Here is a 16,508-nt window from a genome sequence, read left to right on the forward strand (position 1 = left end):
AAGACGGGTCAGTGCACCATCGAGCCGACGACCGGCTTGGTCAGCAGCGCCGACTGGTTGCGCTGGATTCCGGGGTCGAGCGTGCGCGCCACGAAGATCGCGTGCCAGATGCAGAAGATCAGCACCGTCCACACCTTGCGGGAGTGGTCGGCCTCCTCCCGCTTGTGCTCCTCGAGCAGCCGCATCGCGTACGACAGGTCCAGCAGTTCGCCGGCGCCGGACGTGGCCAGCACGTGGCGGGCCCACTCGTACATCTCGCCGCGCAGCCAGACCCGGGTCGGGGTCGGGAAGCCGAGCTTGCGCCGGTTGACGATCGCCGGCGGCACCACCCCCTGCAGGGCCTGGCGCATCGCGTACTTGGTGGCGTCGGAGCGCGGCGGCAGCTTCAGGTCGACCGGCACCTTCGCGGCGACCTCGAAGACCTCCTTGTCCAGGAACGGCACCCGGACCTCCAGCGAGTGCGCCATCGAGATCCGGTCGGCCTTGACCAGGATGTCGCCGCGCAGCCAGGTGTAGAGGTCGACGTACTGCATCTTGGTGACGTCGTCGAGTTCGGTGCACTCGGCGTAGATCGGGGCGGTCACGTCGGTGTAGCGCACGTTCGGGTCGTAGCGGCGCATCAGCTTCTGCTTCTCCGCCTCGGTGAACATCCGCGCGTTGCCGTAGTAGCGCTCCTCGATCGGCGTGGTGCCGCGCTCCAGGAAGCTCTTGCCCTTCACCCCCTGCGGGATGACCTTCGAGACCGCGCGCAGCCCCTTCTGCATCGGGTCCGGCAGCCCGTTGACGGTGCCGAGCGACAGCGGCTCGCGGTAGATCGTGTAGCCGCCGAAAAACTCGTCGGCGCCCTCGCCGGACAGCACCACGGTGACGTGCTCGGCCGCCTTCTTCGCCACGAAGTAGAGCGGCACCAGCGCCGGGTCGGCCACCGGGTCGTCGAGATGCCACACGATCTTGGGCAGCGCGTCGATCATGTCCTGCGGACCGATCTTCGTCGGGATCGTGGTCACCTCGAGGTGCCGTGCCGACTCCTGGGCGACGTCGATCTCCGAGTAGCCGGGCACGTCGTAGCCGACCGTGAAGGTCAGGATGTTCGGGTTGAACTCCCGGGCCAGGGCCACCACCGCGGTCGAGTCGATGCCGCTGGACAGGAACGAGCCGACCGGCACGTCGGCCCGCATGTGCATCCGTACGCTCTCGCGCAGCACCTCACGGATCTCGTCGTAGAGCCGCTGCGGCTCGGGCTGCGGGGTGGGCCGGAACACCGGTTGGTACCAGCGGCGCACGTCGACGCTGCCGCCGCCCGTCACGCTCCAGGTCAGGCACTCCCCCGACCCGATCCGGTGGATGCCCTGGTGCAGGGTGCGCGGCTCGGGGACGTACTGCAACGTCAGGTAGTGCGACAGGTTGGCCGCGTCGACACCGGCGTCCCCGGCGTACGCCGAGTGCGCGAACGGCAGCAGCGCCTTCTTCTCCGATGCCAGGTAGATCCCGTCGGCGGTCTGGAGGTAGTGCAGCGGCTTGATCCCGAAGTGGTCGCGGGCGCCGAACGCCCTGCGCTCCAGCCGGTCCCAGATGACGAACGCGAACATGCCGCGCAGCTTGGTGAGCACCCGCTCACCCCAGTAGTGGTAGCCGGCGACGATCGCCTCGCCGTCACCGAGGGTGCTGAACTGGGCACCGAACTCGCGGGCCAACTCCTCGCGCAACTCGATGTAGTTGTAGATCTCACCGTTGAACGTCAACAGGTAGCGGCCACCCGCGTACGGCAACGGCTCCTGGCTGTGCGCCACGTCGATGATCGACAGCCGCTTGTGGGCGAACACCGCGTCGGCGAACTGGCCGGTGGCGTCACCGATGATCTCCACACCGGTCTCGTCGGGCCCCCGGTGGTGGAGGCATTCGAGGGCACCGGCGATCGCGTCGCGGTGGGCGGCGGCGTCGCCGCGCGCGCTGAAGAAGGCCAGAAGTCCGCACATGGCGGCCATCTTTCCACGGTCCCGCCCGTCGTACGCCGGCACCGGCCCGACACCTGACGTATATCGCCGGACACCGGCGACCCACCCCCACCCGCGCGCGGTACGGTCGTCTACTGCGGGGACGGACCGCAAGCAACGTAGTGGGGAGGCGTCATGGGCGACGACCGGGTCGAAAACACGCAGGCGACACGCACCGAGTCACACGACCCGGACTTTCCGGAGAAGCTCCTCCAGTTCATGCGCGAGGGCTGGCGGGACGACCCGCTGCACGCCGGCCCACGCCCGGAGGTGCCCAACTACGCCAAGCGGCGGGCCGCCCTGTCCGCCGCCTTCGCCGGCGAGACCCTGGTCATCCCGACCGGCCGGGACAAGGTACGCGCCAACGACACCGAGTACGCCTTCCGGCCCGGCAGCGACTTCGCCTACCTGACCGGCGACTACGACCCGGGCAGCGTGCTGGTGCTGCGCCCCAACGGCGGCGGCCACGACGCGATCCTCTACACCCGGCCGCAGGCGGCCCGCGACAGCGACGACGAGTTCTTCCGCAGCCGCGACGGCGAGCTGTGGGTCGGCCGCCGCCACACGCTGGCCGAGAAGGCCACCGAACTGGGCCTGGAGACCGCGCCGCTGACCGAGCTGGCGGCCGCGCTGGCCGACTGCGCGCCGGGGCGTACCCGGGTGCTGCGCGGATTCGACACCCGCGTCGACGCCACCGTCCGGCCGTACGATCCCAAGCGGGCCGGCGCCCGCGACCGGGAGCTGGCGGCGGTCCTGTCCGAGCTGAAGCTGGTCAAGGACGAGTGGGAGATCGCCCAGCTCCAGGACGCGATCGACGCCACCGTACGCGGCTTCGAGGACGTGGCCCGGATCCTGCCCGCCGACCGGCCGGTCAGCGAGCGGCTGGTCGAGGGCGTCTTCGGGCTGCGCGCCCGGCACGACGGCAACGACGTCGGCTACGCCACGATCGTCGGCGCCGGCGCGCACGCCACGATCCTGCACTGGACCCGCAACACCGGCACCACCCGCCCCGGTGACCTGCTGCTGATGGACATGGGCGTGGAGAACCGGCACCTCTACACCGCCGACGTGACCCGCACCGTCCCGGTCAACGGCACGTTCACCCCGCTGCAGCGCCAGGTGTACGACGTCGTCTACGCCTCCCAGCAGGCCGGCATGGACGCGATCAAGCCCGGCGTGAAGTTCCAGGACATCCACCTGACCTGCATGCGGGTCCTCGCCCAGGGCCTCGCCGACCTGGGCGTCCTGCCGGTCAGCGTCGACGAGGCGATGGAGTCCGACTCGTCGGTCTACCGCCGGTGGACGCTGCACGGCTTCGGCCACATGCTCGGCATCGACGTGCACGACTGCGCCAACGCCCGCAAGGAGCACTACCGCGACGGCACCCTCGCCGAGGGCAACGTGCTGACCGTGGAGCCCGGCCTCTACTTCCAGGCCGAGGACGACCTGGTGCCCGAGGAACTGCGCGGGGTCGGCGTACGCATCGAAGACGACGTGCTGGTGACCCCTGCCGGCGCGGTCAACCTCTCGGCGGGCCTGCCCCGGCGGTCCGACGAGGTGGAGAGCTGGCTCGCCACCCAGCGGGAGGCCGGTCACCGACTGCCCGGCTGACGCCCGTACCGAGCTCGAACGAGGCGCCCGGCGACCCGCCGGGCGCCGCACCGTGGTGCCCGGAAGGATCCGTGCCACCGCGGTGCACGACCGTGCCGTCCCGCAGGGGGTGGGGCGGCACGACCACGAGGAGGTTTCATGCGGGTCCGCAGAGTCGCGGCCTGGACCACGGCGGCGCTGGTCGTCGCCTTCGGAGCCAGCGCCTGCACGGGCGGCGACGACGTGCCGGCGGACACGATCGTCGTCGGGCTGGCCGAACCGGCGCACCTGATCCCGTCGAACACCGTCGAACCCAACGGGGCGCAGGTGCTGGCCGCGCTGTTCACCCCGCTGGTCGGCTTCGACGCCGAGCACCGGCCGGTGCCACTCGCGGCCGAGTCGGTCGAGTCCGAGGACAACCTGGAATGGACGGTCCGGCTCAAGCCCGACTTCACCTTCCACAACGGCGAGAAGGTCACCGCCGACAGCTACATCAACGCCTGGAACCACGCCGCGTACGGCCCGAACGGGCAGGCCGGCGGCTACCTGTTCGAGAAGGTCGACGGCTACGCCGACCTCCAGAAGATCGACCCGGACGGCCCGGACGGCGAACGACCGGCCGCCGAACCCAAGGCCCGTACGCTCACCGGCCTGGCCAAGGTCGACGACCTGACGTTCACGGTCCGGCTCTCGGCGCCGTTCGCCGAGTTCCCGTCGGTGCTCGGGCACCGCGCGTTCCTGCCGCTGCCGGCGTCGGCGTGGCAGGCCGAGGGTGTGCTGAAGCCCGACTTCGAACAGGCCGTCGTCGGCCAGGGGCCGTTCCGGCTGAAGGGCACGTGGCAGCGCGGGGCGCCCATCGAGGTCGAACGCTACGACGCCTACCCGGCGGAGAAGCCCCGGCTGCGCAGCGTGCAGTTCCGGGTCTACGACCAGCTCTCGGCCGGACTCGCCGACGTCACCGACGGCGAGACCGACCTGATCCGCAACATCCCGGCCGCCAGCGTGGACGCGGCGCAGGAGGCGCTCGGCGACCGGCTGCGCAACGGCGCGAACTCCGCGTACCAGTTCCTGGCGTTCCCGACGTACGAGCCGGACTTCGCCTCGCCGGAGGTGCGCCGGGCGATCTCGATGGCGATCGACCGGGACGCCGTCAACGGCTCCGGTGACCAGCAGGCGCCGGCCCGCTCGTTCGTCTCCCCGCTGGTGGCCGGGGCCCGGCCGGACACCTGCGGCGAGGCGTGCGTGTTCGACGCGGCCAAGGCCAGGACGGCGTACGAGGCGGCGAAGGGTCCGGCGGCGCTGCGCATCACGTTCAACGACGACGGCGGCCACCGCGAGTGGGTCGACGCGGTCTGCGACCAGTTGCGCACCAACCTCGGCGTGGAGTGCGAGGCGGTGGCCGAGCCGACGTACCGCGACGTGCTGCGCAAGGTCGACGCGCGGCAGCCGGTCGGCCTGTTCCGGCAGTCGTGGTCGATGGACTACCCGTCGATGGAGAACTACCTGGCCCCGCTGTACGCCAGCGGCGGCTCGTCGAACTACTCCGGGTTCAGCGACGCCGGCTTCGACGCGCTGCTGCGCGAGGGTGGCCGGGCCGCCGACCAGGCCGCCGCGATCACCAAGTACCAGGAGGCGGAGGCGATGCTGGCCGAGCAGGTGCCGGTGCTGCCGCTGCGCTTCGGCCGGGAGAGCTACGGCCACTCCGAGCGGGTCCGCAACGTCGAGACCGACGCGTACGGCCAGATCGACCTGTTGAAGATCGAACTGACCGGCTGACGGCGCCGGGGCCCGGGGCGCTCGTGCGGCCCGGGACATGTTGCTGTTCGCGGCCACAGCGAATTCGATGTATCCACGCCGAATTCGCTGTGGCCCGCGACAGCTACCCCTTCCCGGGGGCGCGGCCCGTCAGCGTTTGCGGGCGAACCAGACCTCTTCGCTCGGCCACCTACGCGCCCAGTCGAGGCCGACGAAGTCGTACGCGGTCTGCGCGCCCTCCGGCGCCCGCACCTCGATCAGGTCCTCGACCTCGAAGCCGCAGCGCCGCAGCAGCCGGATCATCTCGCCGTGCGGCAGGTGGAACTCGACCCCCTCGCCCGGCCACTCGAGACGGTGCAGCCCGAACAGCGGACGCAGCAACGTCTCGCCGGCCGCGCCGACGTCGGGCATCGTCAGCATCAGCTGCACCGAGTTGGCCAGGAAGATCAGTCGACCGCCGGGCCGCAGCAGCCGGGCCGCCTCGGGAATCCACCGGTACGGGTCGCACCAGATCGCCGCGCCGTACTCGCTGATCGCCAGGTCGGCGCAGGCGTCCGGGAGCGGCACCTCCTCGGCGTTCGCCAGGATCAGCGGGAAGTGCAGGTCGAACCGTTCCTGCATGGCGCGGGCGGTGGCGAGTTGGCGGGGCGAGTTGTCGATGCCGATCGGGCGGGCGCCGCGGCGGGCCAGCCAGGCCGAGACGTAGGCGGTGCCGCAGCCGAGTTCGACCGCGTCGAGGCCGTCGACGTCGGCGGGCAGGAGGGGCAGCTCGGACTGCGGGATCTTCCAGATGCCCCAGTCGGGTTCGTCGGCCGCCCAGTTGGCGGGGGCCCGCTCCGCGTACCAGTCGGCGATGTTGTCCCAGACCTCGCGGTTGGTCTGTACGTGGTTGGTGGTCACGGCTCATTGCACGCCGCGCGGCGGCGCCCGGCAACGGATTTCACCGGGGCCGCCGCGAGCACGGGTCAGCGTTCCACGTACACGGCCACGCTGCGGCCCGGAACGGTGAAGGTGCCGGACGCGCGGTCGAAGATCGCCGTACGCAGGACCGGGTCGGCCGAGCCGGCCAGCACCGGGTGCAGGGCGACGTTCGCGCCGCGCAGCCCGTCGACCTTCTGGGTGGCGGCCCCGGGGCCGGCGTTGAAGACGACGGTCACCGACTTCCACTGCCGGTCCAGGCCCCGGCCGTCGAGCCGCATCGTGATCACGCCCGGGGTCTCGGCGGTGCCGGAGAGCGGGAACGTCACCCGCTTCTGCACCTCGGCGGCGGTCGGCAGCCCGAACACCGGCGACGACTCCCGGATCCGCAGCAGCTCCCGGTAGCGTGCGTCGGTCAGCCCGACCGCGGCACAGTCCGGCACCAGCGCCGCGTTCGCCAGCAGCGGCCGGGCGTACGACCACTTCTCCTGGTTGTCACCGGCCGGCGGCAGCCCGATGCCGAAGCCGTTGCCGTCGGCGCAGTCCCAGCGGATCTGGTTGAACCAGTCGCCGGAGTTGTACGAGTTGCGGTCCAGCGACTTCGACCGCAGCCGCTCGGTGCCGGTGGTGACGAACCCGGTCCCCTGCCCCATCACGACGGTGCTCATCGCGAGCACCTGCATCCGGGCCCGGTCGGTCATCGACGTACCGGTCGGCAGCTTGTACACCAGCGCGTCGTACAGGATCTCGTTGTCGTGCGCGTCGACGTACGTGACCGCCTCGCCGGGCGCGGCGGTGTAGCCGGCCGGCGAGCCGTTGTAGTCGACCTGCCGACCGGTGACCGGGGTGCCGGCGGTCGAGGTGAACCGGTAGTCGGCGAGGTTGCCGGTCAGGCCGACCTTGATCTGGTCGTGCTGGTGCAGCAGCCGGGCGCGCTGCGCGGCCTCGTCGCCGTTGACCGGGTCACCGTTCGGGTCGGTGAACAGGCCGCTGGCGAAGCCCTGCACGCGCGGGTTCTCGTCGAACGGGCCGCCGCCGCGTACGGCGTCGCGGAGCCGGTCGTTGAAGGTGCCGATGCCGGTGCCGGCCATGTTGAACTGGGTGGCCTGGACGAAGCGGGCGTTGCCGGTGACCTCGCCGAAGTCCCAGCCCTCGCCGTAGAGCAGGATCGCCTTGCCGTCGACGCCGTCCTTGCGGACGGTCAGCCCGTCGAGGGCCTTGCGTACGGCGAGCATGTTGGCCTTCGGGTGGTGGCCCATCAGGTCGAACCGGAACCCGTCGACCTTGTACGCCCGGGCCCAGGTGACGACCGACTCGACGATCAGCTTGTCCATCATCGCGTGTTCGGGTGCGGTGTTGGCGCAGCAGGTGGAGTTGGCGACCGCGCCGTCGTCGAGCAGCCGGTGGTAGTAGCCGGGGACCACCTGGTCGAGGACGGACTTGGGGTCGGCGCCGGCGGCCGAGGTGTGGTTGTAGACGACGTCCATGACCACCCGCAGGCCGGCGTTGTTGACCCCGGCGACCATCTGCCGGAACTCCCGGGTGCGGGCGGCGCCGGCCGGGTCGACGGCGTACCCGCCCTCCGGGGTGGTGTAGTGCAGCGGGTCGTACCCCCAGTTGTAGCCGTCGGTGTCGGCGACGGCGGCGATGCACGCCTGCTGCTGTTCGGAGTCCGGCGGCAGGGCGGCCAGGTCGCAGTCGGGCTGGGCCTGGTCGGCGCGGCGTTCGGGGATGGTGGCGAAGTCGAACGCCGGCAGCAGGTGCAGGTGGGTGACCCCGGCGTCGGCGATGCCACGCAGGTGCGTCATGCCGGCCGTGTTCGGGTCGGTGAAGGCGAGGTAGGTACCGCGCCGGTCGGCCGGCACGGTGTCGTCGGCGATCGAGAAGTCGCGTACGGACAGTTCGGTGATCTGGGTACGGCCGGACGGCACCGCGGCCGGCTTGCGCAGCTTGTCCCAGCCGGTCGGGGCGAGGCCGGGGTCGGCCAGGTCGACGATCTGGGTGTGGGTGGAGTCGGCGGCGAGCGCCACCGAGTACGGGTCGGTGACCGAGGCGGTGACGATCCGCTGCACGGCCGGCTGCCATGCCTCGATCCGGTAGCGGTAGTAGCGGCCGGTCCAGTTCTTCTCGCCGGTCACCGACCAGATCCCGGTGCGGTCGTCGCGGCGCATGGTGACCTGTCGCGGGGTGTCGGCCGGGGTGTCGAAGAGTTCGAGGCTGACGGTGCGGGCGGTCGGTGCCCAGACGGCGAGGGTGGGCCGGCCGCCGCGGAAGGTGGCGCCGAGGTCGGCGTCGGTGGCCTTGGCGTAGAGGTCGTCGAGGACGCCGGGGATCTGCACCCCGGTGGCGGAGATCAGGTTGCCCTCGTGGTCGCGTTCGGTGACGACGAGCTGGCCGCGTAGCGCGGCGGCGAGCTTGCCGTGGTCGCGCTTGTCGACCGCGAGTGCCTCGTACGCCCACAGGTGCGGGAACTTCGCGCGCTGCGCCTCGGTGAGCCCGTTGGGGGTGGCCCGCAGCGGGATCGTGGTGTGTTCACCGACGAGTTCGTCATCCACGATGGACAGTCCGCCGGCCGGCGCGGAGACCAGGTCGTAGCGGCGGCCGTCGGTCGGGCCGACCTGCCAGGCGACGGTGGACCGGTCGATCCAGTGCGCCCGCTGCTTGCTGATGTCGAGGTCACGGGTGGCAGCGGCGGACACCGGCAGCAGCCGGCCCGGGGTGGCGGCCAGCAGCCACGCCTCCCGCCCGGCGGTGGCGAAGTCGAGCCGCTGGTCCTCGGGCTGGTCCTTGGTGTCGCCCTTGTGGATGATGTAGCTGAGCCCGGTCGCGCCGGCGGACAGCGGCACCCGGAAGGTGACCCCGAAGGCGTCGGTCTGTGCCGGCGGCAGCGGCGCCGACCAGTCGGTGGGGTTGGCCGCGCCGTCCCAGACGTGCAGCCCCCAGCCGTCGTAGTCGCCGGCCGGCCGCCGGTAGTGCAGGACCGCGGTGTTCTCGTCGACGGGCGGATCCGGTTGCCCGGTGGCCGCCTGGCGGGTGGGATAGATGGTCGGGTCTCCCTGTTTGATCCAGATCTCGCCGGTCTGGCTCACGTCGATGGTCCGGTCGGCGTCGACGTCCTTGACGCCGTTGCCGTCGACCACGATGAAGCCGACCTGCTTGGCACCGGGCTTCAGTTTGACCCAGGCGAACCGGCCGTACGAATCCTCCCCGGCGAACGGCTGCCCGGCCGGCCACTGCGTGACGTACGCCGGGTCGATGTCGCCCCAGGCGTAGAGGTTCCAGTCGTCGTAGCCGCCTTCCGGCCGCTGGTAGTGCACGACCGCCCAGTCCCGGGACTCCGCGACCGGCGGGGTGCCGACGGTGACGACGCGCTTGGCGGCGGCGGTGCGGCCCCGGCTATCGCGTACCGCGGCCTTGTATTCGACGCGGGTGCCGGCGGCGAGGCCGTCGAGGTCGTGGTGGACGGTGTACGGGGCCCGGTCGGCGGTGCCGACCAGGGTCCACTTCCCGTCACCGACCTTGGCGGCGACGGTGACGGTGGACAGCGGGTCGCCGGTGACGTCGGCGACGACGGCGGCGCGGGTGGCCACGGCGGCGTCGGCGGCCGGCGCGCTGATCGTCACGGCCGGCTTGGCGCCGGGCTGTGGGACGGCCTTGTCGGCGCGCAGGGCGACGGCGGACAGCGGCGGCACGGTGATGGTGAGTTTGCCGTCGGCGCCGGCCCGGGTGGTGGCGTTCGTGCCGTAGACGCCGCGGAAGTTCGCCCCGGCCGACCAGGTGTCGACGGTGACGGTCTGCGCGGTGCCGGAGTTGTTGACCGCGGCGACGTACTCGATCCGCTGGGACGGGTCGACGCGGGAGAAGGCGAAGACGCCGGGCCCGTCGGCGGCGTACCGGGTGACCTGGATCCCGTCGCGCAGCGCCGGGTGGTCGCGGCGCAGCTTGCCGAGGTCGGCGATGGTCCGGTAGAGCGGGTGGCGGGTGTCGTAGTTGTCGGTGGCGTGGGTGGCGTCGGTGCCGATCAGGTCGTCGTCGAGGTAGTCCGGCGTACGGCTGGCGAACTGGGTCTGCCGGGCGTCCTTGTCGCCGCCGGGGCCGGTGAAGCCCTGCTCGTCGCCGGCGTAGACGACGGGCTGGCCGCGGGTGAGGAACATCAGCTCGTGGGCGAGCTGGTCGCGGCGCAGGTGGGTGGCCGGGTCGGTGGAGCCGCCAACGATGGCCGAGCCGATCCGGCCGACGTCGTGGTTGCCGAGGAAGGTCGGCAGCCGGCCAGCGCCGGTGTCGCGGGCGGCGTAGAGGTCGTCGCGGGCGTAGAGGTCGGCGAGCGTACGCGCCGACGCGTCGGCGGCGACGTAGCCGCGGGTGGTCTCCTGGAAGGCGAAGTCGAGGGTGGCGGCCAACTCGCCCTGCCGGACGTAGGTGGAGGTGACCTCGGGGTCGCCGCTGTAGACCTCGCCGAACATGAAGAAGTCGGGCTTGCCGGCGCGCTTCGCGGCCTGCTCGATGCCGCGGCTGAACTGCGGCCAGAAGTCGAGGTTGGTGTGCTTGACGGTGTCGAGCCGGTAGCCGTCGACGCCGGTCTCGGCGATCCAGTCGGCGAAGATCTTCGTCATGCCGCGGACCACCTCGGGGCGCTCGGTCCACAGGTCGTCGAGGCCGTAGAAGTCGCCGTACTCGCTGTTCTCACCGGCGAAGGTGCTGTCGCCGCGGTTGTGGTACATCGTCGGGTCGTTGAGCCACGCCGGCACCTTGACGCGGGCGTCGGCGGGGGTGGCGAAGGCCGGCGTGTACGGGAACGAGTCGGTGTTCACCTTCGGGAAGTCGCGGCTGCCGTCGGCGTAGTTGCGGTCGTCGAACGGCCGGCCCTGGGCGTCGCGGTACGGCGCGGTGGCCTTGTCGACGTACGTGTAACTGTCCTCTTCGTACCCGATGACGTCCGCGGTGTGGTTGACGATCACGTCGAGGTAGATCCTGATGCCGCGCTGGTGCGCCAACTTCACCAGCTTCTTCAGGTCGGCGGTCGTGCCGAAGTGCGGGTCGACCTGGGTGAAGTCGGTAATCCAGTAGCCGTGGTAGCCGGCCGACACGTCGGCGCCGGTGCCCTGCACGGGCCGGTTCTTGAAGACCGGGGCGAGCCAGATGGCGGTGGTGCCCAGACCCTGGATGTAGTCGAGCCGGTCCATGACGCCCTTGAGGTCGCCGCCGTGGTAGAAGCCCTTGTCGGTCGGGTCGTAGCCGGTGCCGAGCCGGTCGCCGGACAGGCCGCCGCGGTCGTTGCGCGGGTCGCCGTTGGCGAACCGGTCGGGCAGCGCGAAGTAGAACTGTTCGGCGCGGCTGGCGCCGGGGCGGGCCTTGGCCAGCGCGTCCGCCGACGGTTCGCTGTTCCACTGCTGGGCGCCGGCGGGGGCGGCGGCGTGCGCGGGGCGGGCGCCGGCCGGGTACACCGCGACCGGGGTGCCGACGAGGGCGAGCGCGAGAAGGGCGACGAGGGCGAGCGGGGCTGGGCGCGTGCGTGGCGGGGGTTTCATCGACGGCCTTCCTAGGGTCGCGGATTCGCACGCACGCTAGCCTTTGCGGAAACCTTCTGCAAGACCTTGCAGGCGCAGGCATTCGCCATGCATCATCTTGCGCAAGTAACACCCCCGAAACACGCCCGCGATCTTGCAGTTATCTCCCCCCTTTGTCCTTTATGGGGGGGCGACAAGTGCAAGATCGCGGGAAGCGCCGGGCGAGCGGCGCGGCAGGGCGGCCGGGGCGGGGTGGGTCAGCCGGCGCGGATCACGGTGCAGATGACCGGACCGGTGGGTGTGGTCCGCAGCAGGTACTGGTAGGACTCGCCGGGCACCGCGCGGCCGGCACTGTCGAGGTATTCCCACTCGACCGCGACCAGGGTCAGCGCCCCCGACAGCCGCTGCACGTCGCGGATCTGCGCGTGCGCGGCGACCAGCTGGCGCTCCCGGTAGTCGGGCGCGGCGCCGACGAACGATAGCGCGACCGCCGCCGGCGAGGTGAAGGAGAAGCTGTAGGAGTCGGCGACGACCAGCCCCGGCAGCGCGTAGCAGGCGGCGATCGCGGGTACGTCGGCAGCGGTCAACGCGGCGCCGTACCGGTCGAAGAAGTCGGTCAGCGTGTCCAGATCGATCGAGGCGCTCACGAGGATGAGGATTTCCTGCCCGGGAGGTCGGCAAACCCCCCGACCCCGGTTGACTCGCGCCGCCCCGGCCCGGCCGTACGCCGGTCGACCGCGGTGGTGACCCGCCAGAAGACGAGGTTGACCCCGACCAGCACCAGGAGCAGCCCGGCCTTGCCGGCCAGCGGCCGGTCGACGGAGAACGCGGCGGTGCCCAGCGCCAGCGCGAGCAGCCCGACGAGCAGCCAGGGCGTACGCCTGCGCGGGGAACCCTCGCCGACCATGCCCGCCATCCTGACCGGTCGCGGCCCGATCGACCACCGGGTCACAGGTCCGTCTCAGCGATCATGGTCCGTCCGGACGGTCACGGCAGCGGGGCGAGGAACTCCAGCCGGTTGCCGTGCACGTCGTGGGTGTGGAAGCGGCGCATGCCGGGCAGTTCGCCGTCGCCCCAGGTCACCGCGTGGCCGGCCGCCTCGAGCCGGGCCGCGAGGTCGTCGAGGTCGGGCCACAGCAGCCCGGGGTGCGCTTTGCGGGCCGGCCGGAAGTCGTCCTCGACGCCGAGGTGCAGCTCGATGCCGTACCCGGTGAACCAGCAACCGCCGCGGGCCGCGAGGGCCGGCGGCTTGGGCTTCTCGACCATGCCGAGCACGCCGGCGTAGAAGGCGCGCGACAGGTCTTCGCTGCGCGGTGGGCAGGCGAGCTGCACGTGATGGATCATGACTTGACCTCCTCGTCCCAGAGCCTGGCACGAGGTTGCGACTTTAACAAGACGGACGTACGGTTTTGTTGAAACCGGAGCAGCGACAGAGGTAAGTGTTACCTAACCGGCCAGGTGCGGTAACGAGTAGGAAAGACTGCTGCTCAGGTCCTAGACGGTCGCTGGTGTAAGGGAGTACGGACGTGGCGAGCCTCGACACCTTCGGTGCGAAGAGCCAGCTACGCGTCGCTGACGCGAGCTACGAGATTTTCAAGATCAGCCAGGTCGACGGGCATGACCGCCTGCCGTACAGCCTGAAGATCCTGCTGGAGAACCTGCTGCGCACCGAGGACGGCGCGAACATCACCGCCGACCACATCCGCCAGCTCGGCCAGTGGGACCCCGACGCCGACCCGAGCGTGGAGATCCAGTTCACCCCGGCCCGGGTCCTCATGCAGGACTTCACCGGCGTGCCCTGCGTGGTCGACCTGGCCACCATGCGCGAGGCCGTACGCGACCTCGGCGGCGACCCGACCAAGGTCAACCCGCTCGCCCCCGCCGAACTGGTCATCGACCACTCCGTGATCGCCGACCTCTTCGGCCGCGAGGACGCCTTCGAGCGCAACGTCGAGCTGGAGTACGGCCGCAACAAGGAGCGCTACCAGTTCCTGCGCTGGGGCCAGACCGCGTTCAACGAGTTCAAGGTCGTCCCGCCCGGCACCGGCATCGTGCACCAGGTCAACATCGAATACCTGGCCCGCACGATCATGGAGCGGGGCGGTCAGGCCTACCCCGACACCGTCGTCGGCACCGACTCGCACACCACCATGGTCAACGGCCTCGGTGTGCTCGGCTGGGGCGTCGGCGGCATCGAGGCCGAGGCCGCCATGCTCGGCCAGCCGGTCAGCATGCTGATCCCCCGGGTCGTCGGCTTCAAGCTGCACGGCGAGATGCCGACCGGCACCACCGCCACCGACCTGGTGCTGACCATCACCGAGATGCTGCGCAAGCACGGCGTCGTCGGCAAGTTCGTCGAGTTCTACGGCCCCGGCGTGAGCGCCGTACCGCTGGCCAACCGGGCCACCATCGGCAACATGAGCCCCGAATACGGCTCCACCGTCGCGATCTTCCCGATCGACGCCGAGACGATCAACTACCTCCAGCTGACCGGCCGCGACGAGAAGCAGGTCGCGCTCGTCGAGGCGTACGCCAAGGAGCAGGGTCTCTGGCACGACCCGGCCGCCGAGCCCAACTACTCCGAGCGGCTCGAACTCGACCTGTCCACCATCGAGCCGTCGCTGGCCGGCCCGAAGCGCCCGCAGGACCGGGTGCCGCTGGACAGCGCCAAGACCCTCTTCCGCTCCGCGCTGACCGACTACGTCGCCGACGTCACGCCGGCCCTCGGCGGCCCCGCGGACGAGGCCAGCGCCGAGTCGTTCCCGGCCAGCGACCCGCCGGCCACCGACGGCCTCAACGACCCCGCCGACAAGCCGCGTGACCTGGTCACCGCCGCGGTGGGCGCCGGCGGCCGGGCGTCGAACCCGATCCGGGTCACCGGCGACGACGGCACCGAGTTCGAACTCGACCACGGCGCGGTCGTCATCGCCGCCATCACCTCCTGCACCAACACCTCCAACCCGCAGGTGATGATCGGCGCGGCGCTGCTGGCCCGCAACGCGGTCGAGAAGGGCCTGTCCCGCAAGCCGTGGGTGAAGACCACCCTCGCCCCCGGCTCCAAGGTGGTCATGGACTACTACGAGCGGGCCGGCCTGACCCCCTACCTGGAGAAGCTCGGCTTCCACCTGGTCGGCTACGGCTGCACCACCTGCATCGGCAACTCCGGCCCGCTGCCCGAGGCGGTCTCCGCCGCCGTCAACGAGGCCGACCTCGCCGTCGTCTCGGTGCTGTCCGGCAACCGCAACTTCGAGGGCCGGATCAACCCCGACGTCAAGATGAACTACCTGGCGTCGCCGCCGCTGGTGGTCGCGTACGCGCTCGCCGGCACGATGGACATCGACGTCGCCAACGAGCCGCTCGGCGAGGGCGCCGACGGGCAGCCGGTGTTCCTGCGTGACATCTGGCCCAGCGCCGCCGAGATCGAGGAGGTCATCGCGGCGTCGGTGGCCAGCGAGATGTTCAGCCGCGACTACGCCGACGTCTTCGCCGGCGACCAGCGCTGGCAGTCGCTGCCGACCCCGACCGGCGACACGTTCGCCTGGGAGAACGAGTCGACGTACGTCCGCAAGCCCCCGTACTTCGAGGGCATGGCGCAGGAGCCGGCCCCGGTCGGCGACATCGCCGACGCCCGGGTCCTGGCCCGGCTCGGCGACTCGGTCACCACCGACCACATCTCACCGGCCGGCTCGATCAAGGCCGACTCGCCCGCCGGCAAGTACCTCGCCGAGCACGGCGTGCCCAAGCACGAGTTCAACTCGTACGGCTCCCGCCGGGGCAACCACGAGGTGATGATCCGCGGCACGTTCGCCAACATCCGGCTGCGCAACCAGCTCGTGCCGGGCGTCGAGGGCGGCTTCACGGTCAACCACCTCACCGGTGAGCAGACCAGCATCTACGACGCCTCGGTCGCCTACCAGGAGGCCGGCGTGCCGCTGGTCATCCTGGCCGGCAAGGAGTACGGCTCGGGCTCGTCGCGGGACTGGGCTGCCAAGGGCACGATGCTGCTCGGCGTCAAGGCGGTCGTCGCCGAGTCGTACGAGCGCATCCACCGCTCCAACCTGATCGGCATGGGCGTGCTGCCGCTGCAGTTCCCCCAGGGCGAGACGGCCGAGTCGCTGGGGCTGACCGGCACCGAGACGTTCTCGATCAGCGGGGTGACCGCGCTCAACGAGGGCAGCACCCCGCGCACCGTGAAGGTCACCACGGACAGCGGCGTCGAGTTCGACGCGGTGGTCCGGATCGACACGCCGGGTGAGGCCGACTACTACCGGCACGGCGGCATCCTGCAGTACGTGCTGCGTCGCATGATCGCGAGCTGATCCGAGGTTCGTGCCGCAGGGGCGGGCTCCCGACCGGGGACCCGCCCCTCGCCGTACCCGGGGCGGCGCGTGACCGAAGGCGGACGGCGGGCGGCGGCCGGCCCGGTGTGACAGGCTCTCAGGCATGGACGACAGGACGATTCTGGGCCGGATCAACGAGCTGGTCGACGAGGAGCACCGCCTGCGTACGCAGGTGCAGGCGGGCGGCATCTCCTCGGATGAGGAGCAGACCCGGCTACGCGAGCTGGAGGAGTCCCTCGACCAGTGCTGGGACCTGCTGCGCCGGCGCCGGGCCGCCCGCGACTCCGGCGGCGATCCGGACGCCACCAGCCCGGCCAGCCGCAACCAGGTGGAGCGCTACCTCCAGTAGCCCTCCCGCGATCTTGCACATATCTCCCCCTTTCGCCTGGATTGTCGGGCGACAA

The 16,508-nt window shown here is 71.1% G+C and carries 10 protein-coding genes; 4 read left to right on the forward strand and 6 right to left on the reverse strand.

Annotated elements, in window-relative coordinates:
- Positions 1-8: 8 nt before the first annotated feature.
- Entirely contained in the window at positions 9-1,976 is a 1,968-nt protein-coding gene (gene asnB, locus AB0I42_RS22430) for an asparagine synthase (glutamine-hydrolyzing) (protein WP_357539594.1), read from the reverse strand.
- Between the two features lie 153 nt (positions 1,977-2,129).
- Here asnB and AB0I42_RS22435 point away from each other — a divergent pair, with 153 nt between their 5' ends.
- Positions 2,130-3,605, forward strand: coding sequence for an aminopeptidase P family protein (locus AB0I42_RS22435; protein WP_357539596.1), 1,476 nt, complete (start codon positions 2,130-2,132; stop codon positions 3,603-3,605).
- A gap of 138 nt (positions 3,606-3,743) precedes the next feature.
- The gene (locus AB0I42_RS22440; RefSeq protein ID WP_357539598.1) at positions 3,744-5,360 is read left to right on the forward strand and encodes an ABC transporter substrate-binding protein; all 1,617 of its coding nucleotides are present in this window, start codon (positions 3,744-3,746) and stop codon (positions 5,358-5,360) included.
- Positions 5,361-5,489: 129 nt separating this feature from the next.
- On the opposite strand, the gene AB0I42_RS22445 is transcribed toward AB0I42_RS22440, so the two are convergent.
- From AB0I42_RS22445 to AB0I42_RS22465, 5 genes are all read right to left on the reverse strand, one after another.
- On the reverse strand, positions 5,490-6,239 hold the full coding sequence (locus AB0I42_RS22445; protein ID WP_357539600.1) for a class I SAM-dependent methyltransferase: 750 nt from the start codon (positions 6,237-6,239) through the stop codon (positions 5,490-5,492).
- 65 nt (positions 6,240-6,304) lie between these two features.
- Positions 6,305-11,785 carry a pullulanase-type alpha-1,6-glucosidase gene (pulA, locus tag AB0I42_RS22450; RefSeq protein WP_357539602.1) on the reverse strand — a complete coding sequence of 1,827 codons (5,481 nt, stop codon included), beginning with the start codon at positions 11,783-11,785 and terminating at the stop codon, positions 6,305-6,307.
- A gap of 236 nt (positions 11,786-12,021) precedes the next feature.
- On the reverse strand, positions 12,022-12,411 hold the full coding sequence (locus AB0I42_RS22455) for a hypothetical protein (RefSeq protein ID WP_357539604.1): 390 nt from the start codon (positions 12,409-12,411) through the stop codon (positions 12,022-12,024).
- Positions 12,408-12,671, reverse strand: coding sequence for a hypothetical protein (locus AB0I42_RS22460; protein ID WP_357539606.1), 264 nt, complete (start codon positions 12,669-12,671; stop codon positions 12,408-12,410). The genes AB0I42_RS22455 and AB0I42_RS22460 overlap by 4 nt, the downstream gene beginning before the upstream one ends.
- 80 nt (positions 12,672-12,751) lie before the next feature.
- Entirely contained in the window at positions 12,752-13,108 is a 357-nt protein-coding gene (locus tag AB0I42_RS22465) for a glyoxalase (RefSeq protein WP_357539608.1), read from the reverse strand.
- Positions 13,109-13,290: 182 nt separating this feature from the next.
- On the opposite strand from AB0I42_RS22465, the gene acnA reads away from it, so the two are divergent.
- A complete protein-coding gene (acnA, locus tag AB0I42_RS22470; protein ID WP_357539610.1) occupies positions 13,291-16,083 on the forward strand; it encodes an aconitate hydratase AcnA in 2,793 nt (930 codons plus the stop codon).
- 124 nt (positions 16,084-16,207) lie between these two features.
- Positions 16,208-16,453, forward strand: coding sequence for a DUF2630 family protein (locus AB0I42_RS22475; RefSeq protein WP_357539612.1), 246 nt, complete (start codon positions 16,208-16,210; stop codon positions 16,451-16,453).
- The last annotated feature ends 55 nt before the right edge of the window (positions 16,454-16,508 follow it).

Origin of the sequence: Polymorphospora sp. NPDC050346, assembly GCF_040655695.1 — a bacterium.
GTDB lineage: Bacteria > Actinomycetota > Actinomycetes > Mycobacteriales > Micromonosporaceae > Polymorphospora > Polymorphospora lycopeni.

Coding starts and splice junctions, on each gene's coding strand:
- AB0I42_RS22465 (WP_357539608.1), bottom strand. CDS start 13,108: ATGATCCATCACGTGCAGCTCGCCTGCCCACCGCGCAGCGAAGACCTG.
- AB0I42_RS22435 (WP_357539596.1), top strand. CDS start 2,130: ATGGGCGACGACCGGGTCGAAAACACGCAGGCGACACGCACCGAGTCA.
- AB0I42_RS22460 (WP_357539606.1), bottom strand. CDS start 12,671: ATGGTCGGCGAGGGTTCCCCGCGCAGGCGTACGCCCTGGCTGCTCGTC.
- AB0I42_RS22475 (WP_357539612.1), top strand. CDS start 16,208: ATGGACGACAGGACGATTCTGGGCCGGATCAACGAGCTGGTCGACGAG.
- asnB (WP_357539594.1), bottom strand. CDS start 1,976: ATGTGCGGACTTCTGGCCTTCTTCAGCGCGCGCGGCGACGCCGCCGCC.
- pulA (WP_357539602.1), bottom strand. CDS start 11,785: ATGAAACCCCCGCCACGCACGCGCCCAGCCCCGCTCGCCCTCGTCGCC.
- AB0I42_RS22440 (WP_357539598.1), top strand. CDS start 3,744: ATGCGGGTCCGCAGAGTCGCGGCCTGGACCACGGCGGCGCTGGTCGTC.